We start from the raw sequence: 23,292 nt of genomic DNA on the forward strand, positions 1-23,292 counted from the left end.
CCGGCCCGCCTCCCCTGGCGAAGATCGGTTTCATGAACCAGAACCCCTTTCCCGGGCTCGTCGGCCCGCTCGGGGTCGTGTCCGAGGTGCGTTCCGTGCTCACCGGCCGCGGCCTGGCCCGCCTCCACTTCGCCCTGGCCCCGGGCGGCGACCTCCACCGCCACGACCACGGGCACGCCGCGGGCGACGGCCAGGGCGGTTCCAGCCGTGTGTTCGACGACGAGGGGCACGCCCGCCTGGTCGCCGTCGCCGAGGCCGTCGAGCGTTACGCGGGCTCCTACCCCCTGGCCACGACCACGACGGCCCGGGCGACCGACCTCGACGGCCCCGTCATCGACCTCGACCGCATCCCCCGCTGCTCCGACGAGGAGTACGCGCACCCGGACTGCCCCTTCGCCCCCTTGGACCCCTCCGCCGAGATCCGCTGGATCCGCGGCACCGACCTGGTGACCGGGGAGCCCACCTGGCTGCCCGCGGTGATGGCCTGCTACGGCCTGTCCCCGTTCCCCCAGGAGCGCTTCGTGTTCCGCATCTCGACCGGCCAGTCCGTGCACACCGACCCGGTGCGGGCCGTCCTGGGCGGGCTCCTGGAGGTCGTCGAACGCGACGCCGTCGCCCTGACCTGGCTGCAGCGCCTGCCGCTGCGCCCCGCGGCCCCGGAGGCCATCGGGGAGCGGTCCGCCTACCTGCTCCGCCACGGCCGGCGGCGGTTCCTGGACACCCACGTCTTCGACGCCACCACCGACACCGGCATCCCCACCGCCTACGTCCTCCAGCACTCCCCGCACGACACGGCCGCCGCCCACCTGGTCGGCGCGGGTACCGGGGGGGACCTGTCCGAGGCGGTCGAACGCGCGCTCTGCGAGGTCTTCACGATCCGCCACAGCACCCAGGGCGAGGAGGACGTCAAAACGGACTTCGGCGCGTTCAGCGCGGTCACCGACGGAGCGCGCTACATGGGCCATCCGGACCGGGCCCACGCGTTCTCCTTCCTCACCGACGGACTCGCCGCCCGCCCTCCGTCGGCGGGACCCCGGCCGCTTCCCCCCGACCCGCGCGCCGCGCTGGCGGAGGCTCTGGAACGGCTCGACGCCATCGGCGCCCAGGTCCTCTGCGTGGACCGCACCACGAAGGAACTGCGCGCCGAGGGCCTGACCGCGGTCTCCGTGGTCGTCCCCGACCTCCAGCCCATGTCCCTGCTGCCGCTGGGCCAGTTCCGCGGCCATCCGCGGCTCATGCAGGCCCCGCCCCGCATGGGCTTCCCCGCCCACCCGGAAAAGGAGCAGAACCCGTGGCCGCAGCCCTTCGCCTGACGGACGTCGCCGTCGCCGCCGTCGGGGACTTCGGGCGCGCCGTCCAACGGCGCCTCGTCGAAGCCGGCGCGACCCCCGTCGACCCCGAACGCGTCGAACAGTCCGCACCGCGCCCCACCGTCTTGGTGACCTGGCGGCCCGAACCCGACCTCTGCGAGACGTTCGACCGAGTCTCCCACGAACGCGGGACCCCGTGGCTCCCGGCCGGAATCGACCACCCCCTGCTCACGGTCGGCCCGTGGACGGCCCCCGCCGACGGGCCCTGCCACCGCTGCTTCCTGTGGCGGCGCTCCCAGCACGACCCCCTGTACTCAACCCGCCGCCGGGTGCTCGACGCCTACGCAGCGGACGACGCGCTCGGTGTCCGCGGCCACCTGCCCCACCACGTGCGCACGGCCGAGGCGCTGATCCGCCGTGAACTGGGCTCACCCAGCCCCGGGAGGGTGGCCATGGCCGATCTGTTCGGCGCCCGGATCGTCTACGCGAACGTCGTCGCCCGCCACGGATGCGGGCGCTGCGGCGCGGACGACCGCTGGGGCGGCGCCTTCTCACCGGCCGCCCTGGCGCTCGCGGCCGGTCGCCCCCGCACGGCGGAGGCGGCCCGATGACCGAGGACGCCCCCCTGCCCGCGCTCTCCGACGGACTGGCGGTCATCGAAGGCCGGGACGACCTCATCGTCGAGGGAGGCGGGGTCCGCCGCGTCTTCACCGGCGGCGCCGCCCGCGACCTGCTCCCGCGCCTGCTGCCGCTGCTCGACGGCGCCACGACGGCGGAGCAGGCGGCCGCGCTCCTGCGGGTGCCCGCGGCGCATGTCGCCCAGGCCGCGGCGGTGTTGGGCCGCGCCGGTCTCCTGCGCCGCCCCACCCCCGCTTCCCTGCCCCCCGGAGACCCCGCGGCGGCCTTCCTGTCGCGCGGCCTCCCGGACACCGACCGCCCCCGCCCACTGGACGCGGCCGAGGTCGCGGTGCACGCCGCCCCGCCCCTGGGCGAACAGATCGCGGCCGACCTGCGCGCCACCGGTGTCGCGAGGGTGGCCGTCGTCGGCGCAACCGCACCGCCCGAGGCCGCGGGCGGTGCGGACCTGGCGATCGTCCACGACGACGGAGGGCGGCGCCTGGAGGAGGCCTACGATGCCTACGGACCCCTCGGCGTTCCCGTCCTGCGGGTCGGCGGCGCCCGCGACCGGCCGGAGGTGGGTCCGCTGCTGCTCTCCGGGGCGACCGCCTGCCCCGTGTGCCTGCGCGCCGCGTCCCCGGACGCGGACGGCACGCCGCTCACCGCCGACGGTGCACTGCTCGCCTGCGGGTTCGCCGTCGCCGAGGCGGTCGCGCTGCTCACGGGGATGGCCGACCCGCTCACCGGACACCGCGTCCTGCGCCCGGGCTCCGACGGGGTCGCCGAGGACCGTCCGGCACTCGTCCCCGACCCCGGGTGCGCGACCTGCGCCGTGGGCGGCCGCACCGACGAAGAGGTCCTCCTGGCACGGCTGGAGTGGCTCGGCCGACAGGTGCCCTGGGCCGGAGCCGGACCGCCGCCCGACCGCGGGCCGCGGCGCCACTCCGACCTGGCGACCTCGCCCCGGATCGCGCTCGCCGACGCGCCGCTGCCGCGCGGCCTGGCCGCGCTCGTCGCGGCCTGCGACGCCGGGCACGCCGTCGACACCTACCTGCTGGGAGCGCGCGGCCTGTCCCATCCCCTCTACCGGTACGCGCCCGTCGACGGAACACTCATCGCGACACGGGCGGACCTGGAGGGGCCGTTCCTTCCCGAAGGACTCCCACCGGACCCCGACGCCGTCCTGGTCGTCGTCGCGGCCTCGGGGCGGCTGACCCCGGACCACGGTGCGGGCGCGATGCGCCGCGCCCACCTGCGCGCCGGCCGGGCGGTGGCCCGCGCGACCGCGGCCGCCGGAGCCGCCGGACTCCACCTGCTCCTCGCTCCGACGGTCGACGAGCGCCTTCCGGAGCTGCTGGAGCTGTACGCCGCCCGCGAGCACGCGGCGGCGGTTATCGGTGTCCACAGCGAAAGGCGGGCCTGATGCCCTACGTCATCGAACACCGGCTCCGGGCCGACGCGGCCGGTCTCGACACCTCCGCAGGCCCGCACGGGGGCCGAGCGCTCCCGCTGACATCGGTGGGCGACGCCGTGCCCGGCCCCGGGATGTGGGCGCGGGGGATCTCGGCCGCGCTCCGGGCGGCCGAGCCGATCGCCCGGCTCCAGGTGTGCGCCCTGCTGTCCGTCGCGCCGGGCGACCCGCACCGCCTCCACCGCTGGGACGGGGCGGAACTCCTCCCGGCGGACTCCGGACGGGAACCCCGGACCGGTCTGCCCACCCGGCCCGGCGCCGTGTCCGCCGTGCTGTTCGGCGGCGCGGCCACGTCCTCGGCCGCCGCCTTCCGGCTGCACTGCCTCGCGTCCGGGGTCGCGGCGCAGACCCTGGTGCGGTGGATGCGCGCCGCGGAGCCGGGTGCCGCCGTCGACGAGTCGACGGGTCCCTGGCCGCTGCCCCCGGCCGCGGACACCCGGATCGTCCACCTGTCCTCGGTGACAGTGGAGAAGGTGTCATGAGCGCGGACGTGCGGCTGTCCACGGCGATCATGGCCCATCCCAGGCGGGCCGTCCTGGCCGAGGCTCTGTCCGCCCGGCATCCCGATCTGGACGCCCGGGTCGTCCTGGACCCCCGGCCCCAGGACGGACCGTCCGCGCTGCGGGCGGCGGCCGCCGCCTGGGCCGCGGTCCCCGAGGACGCCACCCACCACCTAGTGCTCCAGGACGACGCGGTCCCCTGCGCCGACTTCCTCCCCCGGGTGCTCGCGGCCGTCCGCGCCCACCCCGACGCCTCCCTGTCCCTGTTCACCGAGTGGACGTCGATCACCGCCCACAGCCTGCGCTTGACCGCCCTGGCCGGTGCAGCGTGGGCGGAGGTCGCGGACTCCTACGTTCCGAGCGTCGCCCTCGTCCTGCCCGCCGCGCTCGCCCGGGAGTTCGGGCAGGTCGCGCGGGACCACCTCGACACGTGGGAACCGCAGGACGACGTGTCCCTGTACTCCTTCCTCCACGAGAGGCGGGTGCGCACGCTGTGCCGCGTCCCCACACTCGTGGAGCACGCCGCCCCCGCCAGCCTGACCGGGAACGACTTCCAGGGGCCGCGGCACTCGGTCTGCTTCGCCGACGACGTCCCGTTTCTCCCGGGGGGCGAGACGCTCCTGCTCCCCGACGCCGTCCCGTTCTTCTCGCACTACACCGAACCCGTCGCGCCCTCCTGGCCGTTCTGCGCGCTCCGCCGCCCCGCCCCGGCACCCGACGAGTTCCCCTGGTCCCTCACCACGGCCACCGACTGGATCAGGGCCGTGGGCGCCGACCCGGTGCGGGCCGACGCGATGGCCCGCGTCCGCGTCGCCGGGTGGCGGCGCCGCCACGGCGACCTCGGGGGAGAGGTGCTCGTCCGGCTCTGGCTGACGGCCTTCACCGTCGGGATGGCTCTGGCCCTGGTCGGAGCCCGGGCGGTCGCCCCGGAGGGAGGGGCACCGCCCGACCCGTTCCCCCTCCGCGACCCCTTCGACCTGGAGACCGCCCTGGGCGCCCCGGTCGTCCGGCGCTCCTTCTCGACCCTGCCCCGCGCCGCGCTGCACCCCTACGCCGACCGCGCGGACCTGGAGCGGTTCGAGAAACCGCTGGCCGAACTGATGCTCACGGCGGTGCGCGCCGGACACCGCCACGCACGAGAGGAACCCCCGCGATGATCGCCCTGCGCACGGCCTCCGGTGTGACCGTCGCACCCCCGGACGGCGGGCACGGGGACGTCCACGTCTCCGGGGCCCGGAGCGGCGCCCTGCGCATCCCCGGTGTCCTGACGGGAGCGGCCCGCATCCCCGACCCCGACGGCGCGGTCGCCGCCCTGCTGGAACTGCTGCACACACCCGTCGCCTGGGAAACCCTCCTCGGCGAGGCCGCCGCCCTCGTCCCCGCCGCCGGGCCGGAACGTGTCGAGGCGCAACTCCTGCGCCTACTCGGGGCGGGGCTGGTCGCCGTCGTCTGTGTCGGCGAGGACGGTGAGGAGGCGGCGCAGGCCCGGCTCGCCTCCCGGCTCGGACGCTACCGGCCTGCGCCGGCCCCGCCGGCCGGGCGGCGCCTGCGCCTCTCCCGGTTCGCCGCCGTGCGCCGTGCCGGAGACACCGTGCTCCTGGAGTCCCCCGCCGCCGCCTGCCGGGTGGCCCTCAACCGCCCCGTGCTCGCCGCGCTGCCCGCCGCGCTCGCGATCCCGCGCACCCCCGCCGAGGCGCTGGCGCACTGCCCCGACCCGGGCGCCCCCGACCTGCTCCGACTGATGATCGGCCTCGGCCTGGTCGCACCGGCCGACTCCGACGGCGGACTCCCCGAGGACGGGGCGCCCGGTCACCTCGGACGCACCTTCCACGACGTGTGGACCCACGGGGGACGCGTCGGCAGCGCCATGCTCCCGCCGGACGAGGACGGTCCCCCCGCCGGACTCCTCCCACCGCCCGCGCTCGCCCCCGCCGAGGGCCCCGCGCGGCCGCTGCCCCGGCCGGACATGGCGCGGCTGCGCCGGACCGACCCGCCGCTCGCCGAGGTCATGGAGCGCCGCCGCTCCGTCCGGGTCTTCGGGGATCCCCCCGTGACCGCCGCCCAGGTCGGCGAGGTCCTGTACCGCGTCGGCCGGGTCGTCGCGCAGGTCGGGGACGGGACGGACGCCTCCCGCTCCGAACACGCCCTGCGCCCGGTACCCGGCGCGGGCGCCCTCCACGCGCTGGAGTACTACGTGACGGTGCGCCGCTGCACCGGCCTTGCCCCCGGTGTCCACCGCTACGACCCCGCGGCCCACGCCCTGATCACCCTCGGCACCGATCCGCGGGCGCTGGTCCCCCTCATCGACCACGCCTACCGGGCTCTGGGCTCCGCGGACGTCCCGCAGGTGGTGATCACCCTCGCGGTGCGCTTCCAGCGATTGAGCTGGAAGTACCGGGAGATCGCCCACACCCTCGCGCTGAAGGACGCCGGTGTGGTCACCCAGTCGGTCTATCTGAGCGCCGAGGCTGCGGGTCTGGCCGCCTGCGCCGTCGGCCCCAGCGACACCGCCGCCTTCGCCGAGGCGACCGGGCGCGACCCGCTCGACGAGGCGCCCGTCGGCGGGATCGTCCTGGGCTCCCGGGGGGCGCTGTGAGGAGCGCCCCGCCGGAACACGGCGAACGCCCCCTGCCGCCGATCGGGTTCTCCCGGCTGCTGCTCGTCGTCGGCGGCTCGATGAACGCCGCCTACCTCCCGCAGGACCTCACCTGGCTGAGAACGGCCTTCCCCGACCTGGAGGTGCGGGTGGTGATGACCCGGTCGGCCCACCGCTTCGTCACCCCCACCGCCTTGGGTCTGATCAGCGGGAACGAGGTCATGGCCGACCTCTGGCCCGAGGGGCCGGTATCCGAGGCCGCCCACGTGGTCATGGCCGAGTGGGCCGACGCCGCCGCGGTCGTCCCCGCCAGCCTCAACTTCCTGGCCAGACTCGCGCTCGGACTCGGCGACAGCCCCGCCCTGCTGGCCCTGCAATGCATGTCGGCCCCCATCGCGGTGGCACCGGCGGTCCCTCCCGGAGGCTGGGACACCCCGGTGATCGCCAGGCACATCCAGGCCCTGGACGCCCGGCACAACCTCGCCGTCCTGCCGCCGGTGCCCGTCCGCAGCTGGTCCACCGGACGCAGGGACGGCCACGGCGCGGCCCCGCTGGCCGCCGTCGTGGGCACCCTGGAGATCCTCCGGAGCCGACAGGCCGGCACCGCCCCCACCACTCCAGACGAGAGGACCCAGTGATGCCCCGCCTGCTCATGGTCGTCCGCGGCCACGGCTTCGGACACGCCGCCCGCGACCTGCGCGTCATCAAGGAGATCCGCGCCCGGCGCCCCGACGTCGACATCGAGGTCCTGGCCGCCGGAAGCGCCGCCCGCTACCTGGAGATGTACGGCGAGCCGTTCACCGACATGGGCATCGGCGACCACGAGGACATGTCACCGGCCGCCGCCCGGCGGGTCTGGGAGATGATGGGCCGGATCGACCCGCCCGACCTCGTCGTCGCCGACGAGGTGGTGTGGGCCCTCCCGTTCTGCGCACGCCAGTGGCGGCGCCGCGCGATCCTGCTGACCGACTGGTTCTTCTCCGAGGACGGCGGCCGCCTCCAAGATGACGGCTTCCTCGACTACGCGGGGGAGATCCTGCTCCTGGACTTCTCGGTCGCCCACCCCGGGCCGCACGGAACCTCCGCCCCGATACGCACGTTCGGGCAGGTGGTCGCCGAGTTCGACGCGGACCGGGAAACCTCCCGGGCGTCCCTGGGCCTGGCCGCCGACACCCCGGCCGCGGTGCTGACCGTCGGAGGGGTCGCCAACACCCGCAGCAACCGCCTCATCGCCCACGCCGTGCTCGACACGTGGCTGGAGCACGCCCCGCCCGGACACCGGCTCCTCGTCCTGGCCGAACCCTTCCGCGACATCCCCGACGACCGGTCCGACGACATCGTGTGGGTGGGCCTGACCAACACCCCGGAGCGCTACTACACCGCCGCCGACCTCGTCATCGTCAACGCCTACGGCACCGTCACCTGCGACCTGGTCTGGAACGGCGTCCCGGTGCTGGGAATGACCTCCTCAGAGGGCCCCTACCCCGCGTCCTTCGCCGCCCGCGTCGAGGCGATGGCGGCCGCGGGGCTGATCGCGCACGGCGACGACTCGACGGCCCCGGCGCAGCTGTGGGGGCTCATGGGCGCCGGGATGGAGCGCGGCCGACACGGGAAGGGCCCGGACCGGCACGGTGAACGGGACCGCTCCGCCTTCGCCGCCTTCGAGTGGGCGACCGGCGCGCAGGTCGCCGCGCACCTGCTGCGGCGCCTCGACGACATGGCGGCCAAGGGGGCGCCCGCCCCTGTGACGGCCTTGGGGGGACGGCCGTGACCGGCGGACCCGGCGGGGCCGCCGCTCCCGGGAGCGTGTCGGGGCGCGTCTTGGGCCTGCGGCGGCTGCTGTCCTACACCCGCGGCCAGCGCGGCCTGCTGGTCGGCGGCTGCGCCCTGTCCCTCCTGGGCGGTGCCGTGTCACTGACCCAGCCGCTGCTCGCCGCGGCGGTCATCGATGCCCTCCAGGCCGGCCGACCGGCGTGGGGACCGATCCTGCGCCTGGCCGGCGCCCTGTTCTGCGGCGCGCTCATCACCGCCTGCGGCTACTACCTGATCGACCGGGCCGGCCAGAACCTCGTGCACGCCCTGCGCGGGCGCCTGATCCGGGCCTTCGTCGGCATCCGTGTTCCGGAGGCCGACCGGCTCAGACCCGGTGACCTGGTCACCCGCATGACGGCCGACACGACGCTGCTGCGCACCGTGGCCACCGCGTCCATCGGCAACGCCGTCACCTGCGGGCTCCTGCTCGGCGCGGGGATGGCGCTGCTCGCCTGGATGGACCCGCTACTGTTCACCGTCACCGCCGCCGCGCTGGCGTGCGTGACGGCGGTGATGCGCGCGGTGGTCCCCCGGGTCCGCGGGGCCTTCGACGCCTCCCAACGGGCTCTGGGGGACCTGGGCGGCCACCTGGAACGGATGTTCGGCGCCCTGCGCACGGTCAAGGCCAACGCGGCGGAGGACGGCGAACTCGCGCTCCTGGACGGCGCCAACGACCGCTCGCGTCGGGCCGGAATGGAGGTCGTCGCCTGGCAGTCGTCGATGATGGTCTCCACCTGGCTGCCCCAGCACGCCGCCTACCTGGTGGTCTTCGGCCTGGGCGGTGCACGGGTCGCCTCGGGGGAGCTGGGGATCGGCGACCTGGTCGCCTACGTCCTCCTGCTCTTCTACCTCTCCTCCCCGCTGCAGATGTTCACGGGGGCGGTCACCCAGGTGCAGAGCGGTCTGGCCGCCCTCGACCGCGTCGAGGAGAGCCTGTCCGTCGACCAGGAGCAGCCGGGGCCGCGGAAGGTCGCGGTGCCCGGCTCCGCACACGCCGCCCGCGTTGCGGACGCCGGCGCGCTGACGGTGGAGTTCGACGGTGTGTCCTTCTCCTACGGCCCGGGTGCCGCCCCGGTGCACCGGGGCGTCTCCTTCCGCGCCGAGGGTCCTGGGCTCACGGCGGTGGTCGGAGCCTCCGGCGCCGGGAAGACCACGCTCTTCTCCCTGGTCGAGCGCTTCTACGAGCCCGACGGGGGCCGCGTCCTGGTGGGCGGCGTCGACGTCCGCGACTGGCCCCTGGACGCGCTGCGCGGCGCGATCGGCTACGTCGAACAGGACGCCCCGGTGCTCGCGGGGACGCTGCGCGACAACCTGGTGATGGGTGACCCCGCCGCGTCCGAGGAGCGGCTGGCGGAGGCGGTGCGGCTGGCGGAGCTGTCCGACCTCGTCGCCCGGCTGCCCCGCGGCCTGGACACCCGGGTCGGCCACCGGGGCACGACGCTCTCGGGAGGGGAGCGGCAGCGCGTGGCCATCGCCCGCGCTCTGCTGCGCTCGCCCCGGGTGCTCCTGCTGGACGAGGTGACCTCCCAGCTCGACGCCGTGAACGAGAGGGCGCTGCGCAAGGTGATCGAGGAGGCCGCGACCCGTACCACCGTGCTGGTCGTGGCCCACCGCCTGTCGACGGTGGCCGCGGCCGACCGGATCATCGTGGTGGACGGCGGCCGGGCCCGCGTCGCGGACGCCTATGAGGACCTGGTCCGCTAGCCTCCCGCGTCGGCGGGCGGGCGGGCGGGCGGGTGAACGCCCCATACGACACCCACCGGAGCGCGTCGGGCACCGTGTCCCGACCCAACCGGCCCAGGAACGCTGCGGCGATCGCTCGCAGCGCGGCCAGGGCGTCGGGGGCCGGGGGCCGGGGCGAGCAGGACACGGTGGATGGTTGCCGGGGCCTGGGCGGTGCGCGTTCCCGGGGCGGGGACGGTCCGGTGTTCGGGCCGTCGACGAGGGCTCTGCGTCCGCCCCGCAGCACGGGGTGGCCGCGCACCCGCCCGGACCGGGTGCTCGACGACAGGGCCTACTGACAGCACTTCGGGTTCCAAGTGTGTCGAAGTGCGCGAACACGGCACCGGAGCGGACGTCCGCGACACGCAGAACCGGGAGCGGGCGACGCTGAGCTTCACCGCCGCCGAGTGGGCGGCGCTGCTGCGCACCGAGCGCTGAAACCCCCGCACGGACGCGAACGACCCCCGGAGCACCGCACCGGGGTTTTCCCCATGCCCGGCATCATCCCCCGGCGTCGTCGAAGCGCTCGCGGGCCCGCTCGATCTCGGCCGTGTGCTCGCCGATCCAGCCGAGCAGCACCTCCACCGGCCCGCGCATCGACTTGCCCAGCGGTGTGATCCGGTACTCCACGGCGACCGGCCGGGTGGCGACCACCTCGCGCTCCACGATCCCGTTGCGCTCCAGGCGGCGCAGGGTGGCGGTGAGCGACTTCTGCGTGACTGCGGGGATCGCGCGGCGCAGCCCGTTGAACCGGGACGGGCGCTCACACAGCACGGCGAGCACCTCCAGCGACCACTTGTCCAGGACCTGGTCCAGGAGTTCGCGGTGCGGCGCGGTGATCTCCAGGGCGTCGTGGGCCCGGGGGGCGGTATCGGTCATGACACCTGGTCTCGTTGAAGTTTCCTTTGGCTACCAGGTACCAAGGGTAAACCACTTCGGCACCCGTCACGAGGAGACCGCCATGGCCGTCCGCCACTTCACCCCCGAGGGCATGTTGCAGCCCGCCCCCTACCACCACGTCGCCGTCGGGACCGGCACCCGGCACGTACACGTCAGCGGCCAGGTGGCCCGCGCCGCCGACGGCTCCCCGCTGGCCCCCGGAGATCTCGCCGGGCAGGTCGCCCACGTCCTGCGCAACACCGCCACCGGCCTGGCCGGGGCGGGGGCGACCTTCGCCGACGTCCTGCGTCTGACCTTCTACGTCACCGACTGGACGCCGGACACGATCGGCGCGTTCATGGAGGGCGTCGAGAAGGCGTCGGCGGAGCTGGGCCTGCCGAGTCCGATGCCCCCGGCCTCGCTGATCGGCGTGGACCGCCTCTTCGAGCCCGACGTGCTCGTCGAACTGGAGGCCACCGCGCTGCTGGACTGACCGCACGGACGCGTCAGACCAGGCGGGCCGCCCGATCGAGCAGGTACCTCTCCTCGACCGGGTTGGTCGCCAGCGCCGCCGCGACCCGGTAGGCCGCGGCGGCGGCCGCCGTGTCCCCGGTCGTCTCCAGCAGGTGTGCGCGCACGGCCGGGTACCGCTGACGGGTCAGCGGGTCCTGTTCCAGGCCGTGGCGCCGGTCGAGGTCGTCGAGCAGGGCCAGTCCGCGTTCGGCGCCGTAGGCGCGGGCGACCGCCACCACCCGGCCCAGCCGTACCGGGGCGCCGGGGGCCAGGCGCTCCAGCCACAGGTACAGCACCGCGATCCGGGTCCAGTCCGTCCGCTCCGGGGAGGGGGCCGCGGCGTGCACGGCCGCGACGGCCGCCTGCAATCGGTACGGTCCCGCCTCCCGCGGGTCCCATGCGGCGTCGATCAGAGCGGTCCCCTCCCGGATCAGGTCGCGGTCCCACAGGCCGCGGTCCTGGTCGTCCAGCGTGACGAGTGCGTCGCCGGCCCCGGTGCGGGCCGGGCGCCGCGCCTCGGTGAGCAGCATCAGGGCCAGGAGCCCGGCCGCCTCGCCGTCCCGCGGCCGCAGGTCCCGGAGCATCCGCGCCAGCCGGATCGCCTCGCCCGACAGGTCCGTGCGGGACAGCTTCTCCCCGGTGGTGGCGGTGTAGCCCTCGTTGAAGACCAGATAGAGCACCTGCATCACGGCTGCCAGCCGCCGCCCCAGGTCCTCGTCGGTCGGCGGAGTGAACCTGGCGCCCGCCTCGGCCAGCCGCTGTTTGGCGCGGGCGATGCGCGTGCCCATGGTGGCCTCGGTGGTGCCGTACGCGTGCGCGACCTCGGCCGTGGTCAGTCCGCCCACCGCGCGCAGGGTCAGGGCCGCCTGGGAAGCGGGGTTCAGCGCCGGGTGGCAGCACAGCAGGAGCAGGGTGAGGCTGTCGTCGCCCTCCGGTGCCGGGGGCGCCGACCGCCCGGGGCCGCGCAGCGCCGACTCGGCCGCGGCGATCCTCTCCTCGCGCAGGCGCCGGGCCCGGTCGGAGCGGAGCAGGTCGACCATGCGGCGGTAGCCGACCCGGATCAGCCACGCCCGCGGCTCCCGGGGGACGCCCTCCCGCGGCCAGGACCGGCTCGCGGCCAGCAGGGCCTCCTGCACCGCGTCCTCGGCGAGGTCGAAGCGCCCCAGGCGTCGCACCAGGGCGCCGAGCACCTGCGGCGCCTCCGCCCGCAGCAGGTGCTCGATCTCGGGGTTCACGCCGCGAAGTCCTCGCCCATGATCGGCCGGACCTCCACCGGCTCCCCGAGCACCTCGACGATCTTGGAGGCGATCTCGACGGCGCGCTCGTGACCGGACACGTCGATCACGGCGAAGCTGGCCAGCACCTCCTTGAGTTCGGCGAAGGGCCCGTCGGTGGCGACCACCCCCTCCGGGGCGCGGCGGACGGTCGTGCTGACGGCCGGGTGGCCCAGGCCCTCGGTGGCGACCAGTTCGCCGTTGTCGAACAGCTCCTTCTCGAGCCGCTGGTAGGCGGCGAACGCGTCGAGCGCGTCCTGGGAGGGCGTGTCGGCGATCGCGGGGTCCCAGGCGTCGGCCGGGGTGTAGCCCAGGAGCAGGTACTTCACGGTGTCCTCGATTCCGGTGGCGGTGTGGGCACGGCGACCGTTCAGGCCGCGCGGCGCAGCCACAGTGCCACGGCGGTCGCCCAGGTGAAAGCCACCAGGCCGTTCACGGCGATCTGCACGCTCATGTGGTCCGGCGACATCGGCAACAACAGCACGAGCGAGGCCGCCCCGCCCAGCACGGCGGGCAGGACCGCCCGGCGGCGGGCGTGGCGGACGGCGAGCACGGCGGCGGCGACGGCCAGCGCGGTGAACGCGACCGCTGCGGCGGCCGAGTGGGCGACGCCGTGCCAGGACATCTGCGCCGCCGGCCCCTCGGGGGTGCCGACCGGGAACCCGTACTCGGGGTCCATGGTGAACACCCCGGCCGCGACGAGGCCGATCCCGAAGACGGCGATCAGCACGGGCAGCGCCCGCCGTCCGAGACCTTCGGTGAGGGTGCGGGCGGTGCCCGCGGCCAGGGCCAGCGCGCCGAGCCCGGCGGTCACGAACGTGGCGATCTGCACCCAGCCCAGATCTCCGGTGGCCAACTGGCTGATGGGGTGCCGGGTGATGTCGAAGCCCTCGCGGGTGAGCATCTGGGTGAGGGCCGACGCGAAGAAGACCGGCCCGGCCAGGGCGCCGGCGGTCAGCAGGCGCCGCGCGGGGCGGGGGTCGGCAACGTTGGCGGCCGGGGTGTCGGTGACGGTGCTCATGGGACCTCCTCAGTGGGTTCTCGCCGGTACCTCGGGGCCGCCTCCCGGATTCCGACAGCCAAAATTTGTGACTTGGATCACGTCGAGAGTGTGTCAGGAAGCGGAGTGCGGCCCCGAGGTGTCAGTGGAACCCCGATCGAGGAGGACGGCATGAACGAGAACACCCGGCCGAACGAAGCGGTCACGGTCCTGGACCGGCTCGTGGGCACCTGGGCGGTGACCGGCGGCGCCGAGGGCACCGTGCGGTACGAGTGGATGGAGGGCGGGTTCTTCCTGCTCCAGCACGTGGAGCTCACCCAGTTCGGCGAGCCGGTCACCGGCCTGGAGGTCATCGGTAACCTGCACCCGTTCGGCGAGCCGGTCGGCGCCGACGTGGTGTCCCGGTTCTACGACTCCCAGGGCAACACCCTGGACTACGTCTACGAGCTGGCCGGCGACACCCTGACCATCTGGGGAGGTGTCCGGGGCGGCCCCGCCTACTTCACGGGGGAGTTCTCCGCGGACGGCTCCACCGTCACCGGCGCGTGGGTCTACCCCGGCGGGGGCGGCTACGACTCCACCATGACCCGCGCCTAGGCACTGTTTTGTGAACGGTCCAGGTCGCGGAGCCAGATCCGGATCGAGGCCACCGGCACAGTGCCGTCGACGATCGCGGCCCGCCTGTCGTAGCGGGTCGCGATCGCCCGGTTCTGCTTGAGCAGGTTGATGCACCGCTGCACCGCGTTCCGGCCGCGGTAGGCCACCTGGTCGAAAGCCGGGGGCCGCCCGCCCGTCGATCCCCTGCGTCATCGGTGCTCGCACTGGTCACGGGGTTGGGCGATGGTCGCTTTGATCGTGCGGCGGCGCGGGTGGGCCCACTCGGCATCGGAGAGTTCATGGCCACCGGCCATGAACACGGCCCTGCCAGAGCGGGCCCACCCGCACACCCACTTCCACGAAACAGCCCCTCGTTCCCTGGACTGCGCAAAGGGGCTGCGGTCACCGGACGCGCGGGGACGGGCACCGGGGTGAGGGACGGGACATGCGGGCGGGTAGGAAGTCGGCTCACGTCGCGATCGAACCCCTGTCGAGTACTGCCGACCGGCCGACAGGGCCGGGCCCGACGGCAAGGTCGGTTCGTGTGGCTCGGAAGAGCGCGGCGACGCTCCTTCGGGCCCTTCTGGTTGTGCGAGGCTGACCGGAGCCCGGGACCGGCGGACGCTCAGGGAGCTTCGTCCGGGTACTGGAAGACGTCGTCCAGGCCCGCCCCGAAGGCCCGCGCGATGAGGAAGGCCATCTCCAGCGAGGGCGAGTACCGGCCCCGCTCGATGGCGATGATGGTCTGCCGGGTGACCCCGACCGCGTCGGCGAGCTGGGCCTGGGTCATCTCGCCGTGCTCGAACCGCAGGGTACGGATGCGGTTGGTGACCCGCGTCGGCTTGACCACCTCAGAACCCCCGCCGGTAGGCGACCAGGCCGACGACCGCGCCCGTGACCGCCTGGAGGACGAAGCCGAGGTAGAGGACGTTGGCGATCCAGAAGTGCGCGACCTCGGCCAGGGACATCCCCAGTGCGGCCAGGGCCGCGGCGATCAGGAACCCCCAGGAGCGGAGCACGCCCAGCTGGGCGATCTCCCGGTCCCGGGGATCACCGCGGTGGCTCTCGCTCGGCCGGACGATCTCGATCAGGACCCGCAGGAGGACCGCGACGGCGACGCAGGCGGCGATGGACCACAGCAGCGGCCACTGGTAGGCCGTCTCGGTGATGGGGTCGGCGGCCCTGGCCAGCACGATCACCACGTAGGCGAGGTAGACCGCGACCGAGGCCGTCAGGAAGGCCCAGGTGCCCTTCTCCTCGTAGGACACGTCCACTCCACCTCTCTTGGCACCGATCCTGCCGGGACACGCCTGGCGGCGGTCGGAGCGGACGGCGCGGTGTCCGGCGGCGCCGTCCGTCCCGATCGGATCAGCCATCCACGCCCGCCCGCGCGGGGTCGGCGTCCTCCGGTGTGGCCCTGGGGCTCACGCCCCGGACCAGGAGGTAGCCGATCATCCAGAACTCGCCGACCGCCGCCGGAACGGTGAGCATCTCCTTGGCCAGCGCCATGTCGGGTACAAGGTAGCCGAGGAAGGCGCTGAGCACGTAGCCGACGCCGCCCGCCACCACGGTCCAGCCGAGGACGCGCGGCATCCACCGCGACCGGAGGGCGAGCCAGCCCATCGGGATGAGCCACAGGCCGAAGAACAGCGCGGCGACGTCCCACATGTATCCGCTCGCGACGTACAGGAGCTGGACCGTGGTCTGCGTGTCGGCCGCGGTCGGCAGCGGCACGTCGAGCGCGACGTGTCCGGCGGTGGCCAGAAGCCCGGCGCTGGTGAGGATCATGGTGGCGTTGACCAGGCCGAAGGCCGCCACGGAACCGGCCGCCAAGCCGCTGACCGGGCGGAAGAGCCGGAAGAACAGCAGGGCGGCCAGCGCCTGGGTGAGGACGATTCCGAGCTCCAGCGCGACGACGCCCCGCGCGAGGGCCTCGTGTGCCACGAGGTTGGCCAGCGTGGCGGCGGCGTCGTCGGCGACGTACAGGCGGGGGCGGGCCAGCATGAAGCCGAGCACGCCGGTGACCGCCAGGCCCAGGTAGGCCAGGCCGGTCAGCCGGGCGGTTCCCACGGTGGAGTGCAGCCCCTGCCGCGTTGCGATGTAAAGCATCTTTGACATGACAAGGAATGTAAAGAAGGATTGACCTCATGTCAAGAAAGTTGGACATGACTGATCGTCGTGACCGATGCGGCGGGGCCCGCTGGCGGGGAAGGGCCCTCACACCTGTGGCCGCACAGGAACTCCGCCGCCCCCGGCCCCGCCCCTCCTCCGCCCCGGGTCGGCCCTCCGGCGTGCTCCGCGCCGCGCCCGCGGGTCAGCGCAACACGGTGGGGCGGCATCCGTGCCATTGGCACGGCGGATTCTCCCGGTCGTTGACCCACCCACCAGCGACTCCCTGCCGACACCGGGGGTTTCCCGCGGTCGGCGCACGGCTACGACCAGCCGACCCGAGGAAAACGGCGCACTGAGAAAACCCCGACTGCCCCACCCAATAAACTGAGGCGATGACTTTTGAGGAAAGAACCCGAACCCGCCGCGCGAATCTGCCCCACCCCTCCCTCACCTCGACGGTGATGGCCCATCCGCTCAGGAGCGCCGAGGCCGAACGTGTGCTGGCGGAGCTCTCGCTCCCCGGCGCCGAAGTGGTCTTCGACCCCCAGCCGGAAGCGCCACGGGACTCGCTGAGAACCGCGGCCGCCGCGCTCTCCCGCGCCACACCGGACAAGAGCACCCATCATCTCCTCCTCCAGGACGACACGCTCCTGACGAAGCATTTCTCCGCTTCCGTTCTGGAATGCTGCCGACTACATCCGGAAGCGGCCCTGTCCTTCTTCGTCGAATGGGGTTCCCGCACCGCCGTCCTGGCGAGAATGGCGGTATTCTCCGGAATCAGCGCTGTCCCGGTGATCAATCCCTACATGCCCTCCCTCGCCCTGGCGATGCCCAGTGGCGTGACCGCGGCGATGGCGCGGCGGATGCGCGCGGACGCGGGCCGAGGCGAAGCCGACGACCAGGCCGTCCTGCGTCTGCTGCGGGAAGGCGGGGTGCGCACCCTGGTGATGGTCCCCAACCTCGTGGAGCACGGCGACCTACCGAGCCTGACCGGCAACACGGCCCAGGGGGTGCGGCGCTCGGTCTGCTTCAGCGCGGAGGGCGGCGTCGACTTCGACGCGTCCGTGCTCGACCTGCCCGAGCTCCTTCCCTTCTACGCCTGGAACACGGGGAACGCGGTGGTGATCGACACCGGTGACGACGTCCCCTCCTCCCACCGCCCCACCGAACACGTCCTGGAGTCCTGGGGGTTGGACGCGAAGGCCTCGCTCCGGGCGCTGGAGTCCACCGCGGGCCACGCCGCCCTGGCCGATTCGGTCAGCCCGGACCTGCTCCAGGGGGTGTGGAACACCGCGGTGGCCCTGGGCACGGTTCAGGAACACGCCGATCCGGGCAGTGTCGGCACCCTCCGTGAACGGATCCGCGTGCCCGCCGTGCGACGGGCCCTGTACACACACGTTCCCGGAGCGCTGCGTGCCTTCGTCGACGCCCCCTCCCTGGAGCCGTTGGAGGAGGAACTGGTCGACCTGACCCTCACCGCGCTCGAACTGGGAGCGGGCCTGGACCTGCCCGAAGGCGAGCTCTGATGTCCGACATCCGCCTGTCCTGCGCGATCATGGCCCACCCGAGCCGCGCCTCGAACGCCCGCGCGCTGGCCGCGGCACTGCCGGAACTCGCTCCCAGAGTCGTCTTCGACCCCGAACCGCACGGTCCGCCGGCGACCCTGCGCACCGCGCGCGCGGCGTGGTCCGCGGTGGCCCCGGGCAGCACCCACCACCTCGTGCTCCAGGACGACGCGACCCCGGTGGCGGGGATGACGGACTCCCTGGTCACACTGCTGAGCGCCCACCCCGAACCGCCGGTGTCCCTGTTCTGCGAGTGGGGTTCGGGCACCGCCTCGATGGTGCGCTGGGGCGCGCTGGGCGGGTTCGGTCTGGCCGAGTGCGTCGACTCCTACGTTCCGACCGTCGGTCTGGTCCTGCCCTCGGAGACGGCGAGCGCGCTCGTCGAGGCGATCGACGGGCTCGCCCCCGACGAGCCCGACGACGAGGCGATCGCCCGTTTCCTGGAGGCGAGCGGGCGGAGCGCGTTCGTCACGGTGCCCAACCTCGTACAGCACGACGGGGACGGCAGCCTCGTGGGCAACGACCACGCGATGGGTGCCCGACGGTCCGCACTGCTCGCCCGTCCCCGGGAGGGGCTCGGTCAGGAGATCCTGGCGGCTCCGCCCCTGGTTCCGTGCGTCAGCTGGCGCCGTGCCCGTGCGGCGATGGTGCGCTGGGACGCCGGTGCGCGCCGCCACGACGGCCACGTGTCCCTCGTCCGGGCCGAGCTGGAGCGGGCGGGCACGGCCCACGCCGACCTCGTCAGCGGGCTGGACTCCTGGTTGGACGGGCGGGAGGGCCGGACCCTGGAGGGGGCCCTGGGCTACGGTCTGGTCCACGAGCTGTGGACCGTCGCGGCGGCGTTGGCCGTGTTCTCCCCTCTCCCCGACCGGGGGGAGCCTTCGCCCTCGTCGGTGTCCCGGGCCATGTCCACCCTGGGTCCGGGCGCTCTGCGCACCGTCGCCCCGGCCGTGGCCGGGGACCCGGCTCTGGCTGACGCGATGGTCTCCCTGGCCGGCGCCGGCCTGGCCTTCGGTGCCGGGGCGGCTGTCACACCAGGTGGTCCTCCCACAGACTTTGGTACACCCCGCCGCCCCTGACCAGGTCACGGTGGTGCCCCGTCTCGGCGATCAGTCCGTCGCGGAGCACCACCACCCGGTCCGCGCGGTGGGCGGTGTGCAGCTGGTGGGCGACGGCGATGATGGTTCCGCCGGGCAGGGCGCGCACGACCGCGTCCTCCAGCCGCCGCGCGGCCGCCGGGGCCAGTACCGAGGTGGCCTCGTCCAGGATGAGCACCTCCGGTGCGGCCAGCAGGGCGCGGGCCAGAGCCAACCGCTGTGCCACCTCCGGGGTGACCGACCGGTCCCGCCCCCCGACCACGGTGTCGACTCCCTGTCCCAGGGAGAGCACCCAGTCCAGCGCCCCGGTCCGGTCCAGGGCGTCCCGCAGCTCGCACTCCGTGGCCGCGGCGCGGGCCATCCGGAGGTTGTCGGCGACCGTGGCGTGGAAGACGTGCTGTTCCTGGGAGACCATGAGCACCCGGCGGCGGCGTTCCTCCAAGGACAGCTCCGTGACGGGAGTGCCGTGGATGAGGACCTCACCGGCCCGGGTGCGCTCGCTCGCGCACAGCAGTCGGCCCAGCGTGGTCTTGCCCGAACCGGAGGGCCCCACCACGGCCAGGAACTCGCCCCGGTGCACGGTGAGATCGACCCCGCGCAGCACCGGGGCCCTCCCGTAGGAATGCTCGACCGCGCGCAACTCGACGGCGGGAGGCCCCGGACAGGCCTCCATGGCGGGGGAACCGGCCGGGAGGAGGCCCGACGCGCAGCTCCGGACCGTCGCGGAAGGGGGCGTACCCCCGGGCTCCCGGGCAGGTCGCGTGTCGGGGCCGGCGGCTCCCGCGACGCCGAGCACCCGGGAGAGCGAGGCCCCGCCCACCATGAACCGCTGCAACCAGATCACCAGGGTCGCGACGGGTTCGGAGAGCTGGCGGATGAGCAGCAGGCACGTGGCCGCCTCACCCGCACTCACCCACCCGGCCGCGTGGAACAGGCCGCCCAGGGCCATCCCGCAGGCCAGGACCGCCGCCATCCCTCCGTCGATGGCGGGGAACAGCACCTGCCGCAGGCGCAGCGCCCGCAGGGCGGTCGTACGGATCTCCTCCAGGTCCGCCTCGGCCCGGCGCACCCGAACCTCCTCCAGCCCGAACGCCTCGACGGTGCGGGCACCGCGCACCGTCGAGGCGAGACTCTCCGCGATCGCCCCGTAGGCGGCGCGTTCGGCGAGCTGGCGCGAACGTACCCGGCGCAGGGCCCACCGCGCGGGGAGGCCCACCAACGGCACGGCCACCACGCACGCCAGGGACATCAACGGGCTGGTCAGCACCAGGCCGACGCCGACGACGACCATCGTGACCGAGGCGAGGAGGACCTCCGGGGCCGCGTTGCGCAGCGCGTTGTTGAGCACCGCCACGTCGTCGGTGCTGCGCGTCATCAACTCCCCGGTGTCCCCGCCGGAGAGCCGCGTGGGAGGGAGCCGCAGCGTGTCGCGGACGAACCCCTCCCGTAGACGGCACATGGCCCGCTCGCTGAGCCGGACCACGATGGCCCGGCACAGGACGACCAGCCCGGTCTGGGCGACCAACAGCACGGACAGAACGGCCACCACCGCGATGGCGGCGGCCCTCCCAGCCCCGGGCAGGGAGTCCACCAGCCTGCCCACCATCCACGCGGGAGCCAGGGAGGCGGTCGTGGCCATCGCGTAGAACAGCACCGACGTGAACACGGCCCGTCTCTCCAGCCGGAGCAGGTCGAGCGCGGCCCGCCAGGTGGTCCGTGCGTCAGCCACGGGCAGCGTCGTCCTCGACAAGCCCGCTCCTCTCCCGTGTCGGGGCGTTCGCGGCGGCGGTGATCCCGGGAAGGGGGGAGGAGCGGTCGACCAGGGCCCGGTACCCGGGCTCCTGGGCCAGGAGCGCACGATGGGTGCCGCTCGCCCGGACCCTCCCCTCCCGGAGGAACACGACACGGTCCGCGCGGTCGAGCAGCGGCGGAGCAAGGGAGAGGACGACCGTGGTCCTGCCCCTCCGGTGGTCGCGCAGCCGCTCGGCCACGAGGTGTTCGGTCGTCGCGTCCAGCGCGGAGGTGGGGTCGGTCAGGACCAGGACGGGCGGGTCGTGCGCCAGCGCCCGCGCCAGGCGAAGCCGCTGGCGCTGTCCTCCGGAGAGGTTGTCCCCCCGGGCTTCGACCCACCCCTGGAGCCCTCCGACGGCCTCCACCACGTCACCGGCGCAGGCGGACCACAGTGCGGCGTCGACCTGGTGCGCACCGCGCGCGCCCCGGGGATCCACCGCCTCGGCCAGGGCGCCCTCGAACAACTCGTCCTCCGGTGTGGCCAGCAGCAGGCGGGCACGCAGGTCGGAACCGCGGATCCGGTGGAGTTCGACGCCGCCCCACGCCGTAGGGGACACGGTGTCGCCGCTGATTCTGCCGACCAGCGCGAACCCGGACGCGGAATCGTCACAGACGACCGCGGTCATGGCCCCGGCAAAGATGGTCAGCCCCGTGTCGGGGTCGTGGATCTCCGCGCGCACGTCGGGTGCGGGCAGGACCCGTTCCGCGCGGTCCGCCCGCACCGAGAGCAGGGCGGATATGCGCCGGGCGGCCGCGTGGGCGCGGGCGATCTTCCCCGCGACCAGGGCGAAGTCGCTCATCGGCAGCCGTAGGAAGACCGCGTAACCGAAGGCCGAGGTGAAACCTCCGACCGTGAGGTCCCCTCGGACGACGGCGTCGCCCGCCACGCCGACCACCGCCACCAGCAACAGGCCGGCCACGAGCGTCTCCAGCCCACTGATCAGGCTCAACGGAAGAGCGGTACGGAACCCGAGCGCACGCAGACCGCGCGAGCGCGCGCGGTAGCGGTCGGCGAGGACGTCCTCGCCGCCGATCGCCTTCGTCACGCGCAGGCCGGACACGATGTCGGCGGCCGCGGTGCGCAGTTCCCCCTCCTGGAGCCGGTAGGTGTGGATCCGTTTCTGCAGGGAGGTCACCAGCGGCCCCAGCAGGAGGAACTGGGACAGCAGCCCGGCCAACGCCAGACCGCCGAGCAGGGGGGAGAGCCCGCACATCAGCAGCGTCACGGAGGCGAACACGAGCAGCCCGCCCGCGGCCCGGGTGAAGATCTCGTTGGAGTCGCCGACCACCCGGGCGTCGGTGCTCATGTTGGCGACCACCTCGCCCGTGTCCAGGCGGCGGGGAACCAGCGCCCCCTCCCTGGTCACGTGATCGGTGACGACGCGCACCACGCGGAAGGCCAGGCCCAGCTCGTTGAGGGTGACCAGAGAGGTCGACAGAAGGGTCAGCGGCCAGATCACCAGCGCCGCGGCCGCCAGCAACCCGACCCAGACCCACAGCCGGGCCCCTCCGCCCCCACCCGCCAGCGCCTCGTCGACGCCGCGTCCCACGACGTGCGGCAGCAGCGCGAGCAGACCCATCCAGGCCGTGCCCGCGAGGGCGCCCAGGAACAGCGGACGCCGCTGGCGGGCGTAGAACCACAGCAGGAGTCGAACCGGAGGCAGGGGGCCGGGCCGGGCCCCGTCATCGGACTGCGGGAGGGCGGCCCGGCCCCACCGAGAGCCCCGGGAAGCCGACACCACGCGCTACCCCCGGACCAGGCGGAAGGTGATGAAACCCGGCTGCCCGCTGAGCAGCTCGTACTCCTCGGGGTGGCGTTCGCGCATGGACTCCTGGGGGCGGGTCTCCACCAACCGGTCCACCCGCAGCCCCGCGGCGCGGAACTCGTCGAACCAGCGGTCCAGCGGCTGGCGCCAGAACCGGCTGAGCAGACCGCAGTCCCACTGGTCGTCGACGTGGCGCTCCTCGAAGTAGCCCCCTCCGTCACGCATCCAGTCCGCCGTCGGATGGCTGGTCGACAGCAGCAGGAAACCGTCGGGTCGCAGCACTCGGCGCAGTTCCCGCAGGGTGGCCACCCGATCGGGCAGGTAGTGGATGACCAGTGCGATCAGAGCGGCGTCGAAGGAGGAGTCGGGAAGGTCGAGCGGCGCGGCCAGGTCCCGTTGGAGGACCTCCGCCGCCCTCCCCAGGTGCGCGCGGGCCACCCTGACCATGTCGGCGCTGTGGTCCAGGCCCGTCACCCGCGCCCCGCGCGCGACCAGCTCCCGGGCGTAGAGGCCGGGACCGCAGCCGGCGTCGAGGACGCGCCGCCCTCGCACGTCGCCCATGAGCGACAGGACCGCGGGACGGTCGTAGTGGGCGTTGTAGGCGTTGTCCTCGGCGGCTGAGGCGAACGCCTCGGCGTACCCGTCGTAGGGCGCGGTGCTCATGCTGTG

25 protein-coding genes are annotated in these 23,292 nt (G+C 74.2%); 14 read left to right on the forward strand and 11 right to left on the reverse strand.

The features are described 5' to 3' along the window. The first annotated feature begins 32 nt into the window (after positions 1-32). The 10 genes from ACTVAJ_RS15720 to ACTVAJ_RS15765 all read left to right on the forward strand — a co-directional run bounded on the left by ACTVAJ_RS15720 (position 33) and on the right by ACTVAJ_RS15765 (position 10,467). The gene (locus ACTVAJ_RS15720) at positions 33-1,313 is read left to right on the forward strand and encodes a YcaO-like family protein (RefSeq protein WP_470388899.1); all 1,281 of its coding nucleotides are present in this window, start codon (positions 33-35) and stop codon (positions 1,311-1,313) included. Then, the gene (locus tag ACTVAJ_RS15725; protein ID WP_470388900.1) at positions 1,292-1,921 is read left to right on the forward strand and encodes a TOMM precursor leader peptide-binding protein; all 630 of its coding nucleotides are present in this window, start codon (positions 1,292-1,294) and stop codon (positions 1,919-1,921) included. Before ACTVAJ_RS15720 ends, ACTVAJ_RS15725 begins: the two co-directional genes overlap by 22 nt. Then, a complete protein-coding gene (locus ACTVAJ_RS15730; RefSeq protein WP_470388901.1) occupies positions 1,918-3,351 on the forward strand; it encodes a hypothetical protein in 1,434 nt (477 codons plus the stop codon). Before ACTVAJ_RS15725 ends, ACTVAJ_RS15730 begins: the two co-directional genes overlap by 4 nt. Continuing rightward, positions 3,351-3,881, forward strand: a complete 531-nt coding sequence (locus ACTVAJ_RS15735) for a hypothetical protein (protein ID WP_470388902.1) — start codon at positions 3,351-3,353, stop codon at positions 3,879-3,881. Before ACTVAJ_RS15730 ends, ACTVAJ_RS15735 begins: the two co-directional genes overlap by 1 nt. Further along, positions 3,878-5,056: a hypothetical protein gene (locus ACTVAJ_RS15740; protein WP_470388903.1), complete on the forward strand. Its 1,179-nt coding sequence runs from the start codon at positions 3,878-3,880 to the stop codon at positions 5,054-5,056. Before ACTVAJ_RS15735 ends, ACTVAJ_RS15740 begins: the two co-directional genes overlap by 4 nt. Then, positions 5,053-6,495, forward strand: coding sequence for a SagB family peptide dehydrogenase (locus ACTVAJ_RS15745; protein WP_470388904.1), 1,443 nt, complete (start codon positions 5,053-5,055; stop codon positions 6,493-6,495). Before ACTVAJ_RS15740 ends, ACTVAJ_RS15745 begins: the two co-directional genes overlap by 4 nt. Further along, complete coding sequence (locus tag ACTVAJ_RS15750; protein WP_470388905.1) at positions 6,492-7,133, forward strand: flavoprotein; 642 nt, start codon at positions 6,492-6,494, stop codon at positions 7,131-7,133. The genes ACTVAJ_RS15745 and ACTVAJ_RS15750 overlap by 4 nt, the downstream gene beginning before the upstream one ends. Next, a complete protein-coding gene (locus tag ACTVAJ_RS15755; protein WP_470388906.1) occupies positions 7,133-8,266 on the forward strand; it encodes a hypothetical protein in 1,134 nt (377 codons plus the stop codon). Before ACTVAJ_RS15750 ends, ACTVAJ_RS15755 begins: the two co-directional genes overlap by 1 nt. Next, positions 8,263-10,011, forward strand: coding sequence for an ABC transporter ATP-binding protein (locus ACTVAJ_RS15760; protein WP_470388907.1), 1,749 nt, complete (start codon positions 8,263-8,265; stop codon positions 10,009-10,011). The genes ACTVAJ_RS15755 and ACTVAJ_RS15760 overlap by 4 nt, the downstream gene beginning before the upstream one ends. Positions 10,012-10,182: 171 nt before the next feature. Next, positions 10,183-10,467 (forward strand): DUF397 domain-containing protein, encoded by a 285-nt coding sequence (locus tag ACTVAJ_RS15765; RefSeq protein WP_470388908.1) that lies wholly within the window; start codon positions 10,183-10,185, stop codon positions 10,465-10,467. A gap of 63 nt (positions 10,468-10,530) precedes the next feature. Here the strand turns inward: ACTVAJ_RS15765 and ACTVAJ_RS15770 are convergent, their stop codons facing one another. Further along, entirely contained in the window at positions 10,531-10,908 is a 378-nt protein-coding gene (locus tag ACTVAJ_RS15770; protein WP_470388909.1) for a winged helix-turn-helix transcriptional regulator, read from the reverse strand. A gap of 82 nt (positions 10,909-10,990) precedes the next feature. Here ACTVAJ_RS15770 and ACTVAJ_RS15775 point away from each other — a divergent pair, with 82 nt between their 5' ends. Further along, the gene (locus ACTVAJ_RS15775) at positions 10,991-11,401 is read left to right on the forward strand and encodes a RidA family protein (protein WP_470388910.1); all 411 of its coding nucleotides are present in this window, start codon (positions 10,991-10,993) and stop codon (positions 11,399-11,401) included. Between the two features lie 13 nt (positions 11,402-11,414). Here ACTVAJ_RS15775 and ACTVAJ_RS15780 read toward each other — a convergent pair whose 3' ends face one another. From ACTVAJ_RS15780 to ACTVAJ_RS15790, 3 genes are read right to left on the reverse strand one after another with little or no spacing between them, the layout of a single operon-like run. Next, positions 11,415-12,656 (reverse strand): RNA polymerase sigma factor, encoded by a 1,242-nt coding sequence (locus ACTVAJ_RS15780; RefSeq protein ID WP_470388911.1) that lies wholly within the window; start codon positions 12,654-12,656, stop codon positions 11,415-11,417. After that, positions 12,653-13,087, reverse strand: a complete 435-nt coding sequence (locus ACTVAJ_RS15785) for a YciI family protein (protein ID WP_470388912.1) — start codon at positions 13,085-13,087, stop codon at positions 12,653-12,655. The genes ACTVAJ_RS15780 and ACTVAJ_RS15785 overlap by 4 nt, the downstream gene beginning before the upstream one ends. After that, a complete protein-coding gene (locus tag ACTVAJ_RS15790) occupies positions 13,066-13,716 on the reverse strand; it encodes a DUF998 domain-containing protein (protein WP_470388913.1) in 651 nt (216 codons plus the stop codon). The genes ACTVAJ_RS15785 and ACTVAJ_RS15790 overlap by 22 nt, the downstream gene beginning before the upstream one ends. Positions 13,717-13,866: 150 nt before the next feature. On the opposite strand from ACTVAJ_RS15790, the gene ACTVAJ_RS15795 reads away from it, so the two are divergent. Further along, positions 13,867-14,292: a hypothetical protein gene (locus ACTVAJ_RS15795; RefSeq protein WP_470388914.1), complete on the forward strand. Its 426-nt coding sequence runs from the start codon at positions 13,867-13,869 to the stop codon at positions 14,290-14,292. Here the strand turns inward: ACTVAJ_RS15795 and ACTVAJ_RS15800 are convergent. From ACTVAJ_RS15800 to ACTVAJ_RS15815, 4 genes are all read right to left on the reverse strand, one after another. Further along, on the reverse strand, positions 14,289-14,435 hold the full coding sequence (locus ACTVAJ_RS15800) for a hypothetical protein (RefSeq protein ID WP_470388915.1): 147 nt from the start codon (positions 14,433-14,435) through the stop codon (positions 14,289-14,291). The two genes, ACTVAJ_RS15795 and ACTVAJ_RS15800, sit on opposite strands and share 4 nt — an antisense overlap. 482 nt (positions 14,436-14,917) lie before the next feature. Continuing rightward, positions 14,918-15,142 carry a helix-turn-helix transcriptional regulator gene (locus ACTVAJ_RS15805; RefSeq protein WP_470388916.1) on the reverse strand — a complete coding sequence of 75 codons (225 nt, stop codon included), beginning with the start codon at positions 15,140-15,142 and terminating at the stop codon, positions 14,918-14,920. A 1-nt stretch (position 15,143) separates the two neighbouring features. Then, positions 15,144-15,668: a hypothetical protein gene (locus tag ACTVAJ_RS15810; RefSeq protein ID WP_470388917.1), complete on the reverse strand. Its 525-nt coding sequence runs from the start codon at positions 15,666-15,668 to the stop codon at positions 15,144-15,146. After that, complete coding sequence (locus tag ACTVAJ_RS15815) at positions 15,661-16,410, reverse strand: DUF4386 domain-containing protein (RefSeq protein ID WP_470388918.1); 750 nt, start codon at positions 16,408-16,410, stop codon at positions 15,661-15,663. The genes ACTVAJ_RS15810 and ACTVAJ_RS15815 overlap by 8 nt, the downstream gene beginning before the upstream one ends. A gap of 386 nt (positions 16,411-16,796) precedes the next feature. Here ACTVAJ_RS15815 and ACTVAJ_RS15820 point away from each other — a divergent pair, with 386 nt between their 5' ends. Both ACTVAJ_RS15820 and ACTVAJ_RS15825 read left to right on the forward strand, forming a co-directional pair. Next, on the forward strand, positions 16,797-17,930 hold the full coding sequence (locus tag ACTVAJ_RS15820; RefSeq protein ID WP_470388919.1) for a hypothetical protein: 1,134 nt from the start codon (positions 16,797-16,799) through the stop codon (positions 17,928-17,930). Beyond that, positions 17,930-19,048 (forward strand): hypothetical protein, encoded by a 1,119-nt coding sequence (locus tag ACTVAJ_RS15825; RefSeq protein WP_470388920.1) that lies wholly within the window; start codon positions 17,930-17,932, stop codon positions 19,046-19,048. Before ACTVAJ_RS15820 ends, ACTVAJ_RS15825 begins: the two co-directional genes overlap by 1 nt. Here the strand turns inward: ACTVAJ_RS15825 and ACTVAJ_RS15830 are convergent. From ACTVAJ_RS15830 to ACTVAJ_RS15840, 3 genes are read right to left on the reverse strand one after another with little or no spacing between them, the layout of a single operon-like run. Next, complete coding sequence (locus ACTVAJ_RS15830; protein ID WP_470388921.1) at positions 18,999-20,795, reverse strand: ABC transporter ATP-binding protein; 1,797 nt, start codon at positions 20,793-20,795, stop codon at positions 18,999-19,001. The genes ACTVAJ_RS15825 and ACTVAJ_RS15830 overlap by 50 nt on opposite strands. Next, complete coding sequence (locus ACTVAJ_RS15835; protein ID WP_470388922.1) at positions 20,788-22,596, reverse strand: ABC transporter transmembrane domain-containing protein; 1,809 nt, start codon at positions 22,594-22,596, stop codon at positions 20,788-20,790. Before ACTVAJ_RS15835 ends, ACTVAJ_RS15830 begins: the two co-directional genes overlap by 8 nt. 6 nt (positions 22,597-22,602) lie before the next feature. Further along, complete coding sequence (locus ACTVAJ_RS15840) at positions 22,603-23,286, reverse strand: class I SAM-dependent methyltransferase (protein WP_470388923.1); 684 nt, start codon at positions 23,284-23,286, stop codon at positions 22,603-22,605. Positions 23,287-23,292: the final 6 nt, after the last annotated feature.

Source organism: Nocardiopsis sp. KDC1DS13DA1 (assembly GCF_055632325.1).

Excerpts from the sequence above, each read along its gene's own strand:
- ACTVAJ_RS15720 (WP_470388899.1), top strand. The coding sequence starts at position 33 with ATGAACCAGAACCCCTTTCCCGGGCTCGTCGGCCCGCTCGGGGTCGTG.
- ACTVAJ_RS15730 (WP_470388901.1), top strand. The coding sequence starts at position 1,918 with ATGACCGAGGACGCCCCCCTGCCCGCGCTCTCCGACGGACTGGCGGTC.
- ACTVAJ_RS15735 (WP_470388902.1), top strand. The coding sequence starts at position 3,351 with ATGCCCTACGTCATCGAACACCGGCTCCGGGCCGACGCGGCCGGTCTC.
- ACTVAJ_RS15740 (WP_470388903.1), top strand. The coding sequence starts at position 3,878 with ATGAGCGCGGACGTGCGGCTGTCCACGGCGATCATGGCCCATCCCAGG.
- ACTVAJ_RS15745 (WP_470388904.1), top strand. The coding sequence starts at position 5,053 with ATGATCGCCCTGCGCACGGCCTCCGGTGTGACCGTCGCACCCCCGGAC.
- ACTVAJ_RS15755 (WP_470388906.1), top strand. The coding sequence starts at position 7,133 with ATGCCCCGCCTGCTCATGGTCGTCCGCGGCCACGGCTTCGGACACGCC.
- ACTVAJ_RS15765 (WP_470388908.1), top strand. The coding sequence starts at position 10,183 with ATGGTTGCCGGGGCCTGGGCGGTGCGCGTTCCCGGGGCGGGGACGGTC.
- ACTVAJ_RS15770 (WP_470388909.1), bottom strand. The coding sequence starts at position 10,908 with ATGACCGATACCGCCCCCCGGGCCCACGACGCCCTGGAGATCACCGCG.
- ACTVAJ_RS15775 (WP_470388910.1), top strand. The coding sequence starts at position 10,991 with ATGGCCGTCCGCCACTTCACCCCCGAGGGCATGTTGCAGCCCGCCCCC.
- ACTVAJ_RS15790 (WP_470388913.1), bottom strand. The coding sequence starts at position 13,716 with ATGAGCACCGTCACCGACACCCCGGCCGCCAACGTTGCCGACCCCCGC.
- ACTVAJ_RS15795 (WP_470388914.1), top strand. The coding sequence starts at position 13,867 with ATGAACGAGAACACCCGGCCGAACGAAGCGGTCACGGTCCTGGACCGG.
- ACTVAJ_RS15810 (WP_470388917.1), bottom strand. The coding sequence starts at position 15,668 with ATGGCTGATCCGATCGGGACGGACGGCGCCGCCGGACACCGCGCCGTC.
- ACTVAJ_RS15815 (WP_470388918.1), bottom strand. The coding sequence starts at position 16,410 with ATGTCAAAGATGCTTTACATCGCAACGCGGCAGGGGCTGCACTCCACC.
- ACTVAJ_RS15820 (WP_470388919.1), top strand. The coding sequence starts at position 16,797 with ATGACTTTTGAGGAAAGAACCCGAACCCGCCGCGCGAATCTGCCCCAC.
- ACTVAJ_RS15825 (WP_470388920.1), top strand. The coding sequence starts at position 17,930 with ATGTCCGACATCCGCCTGTCCTGCGCGATCATGGCCCACCCGAGCCGC.
- ACTVAJ_RS15840 (WP_470388923.1), bottom strand. The coding sequence starts at position 23,286 with ATGAGCACCGCGCCCTACGACGGGTACGCCGAGGCGTTCGCCTCAGCC.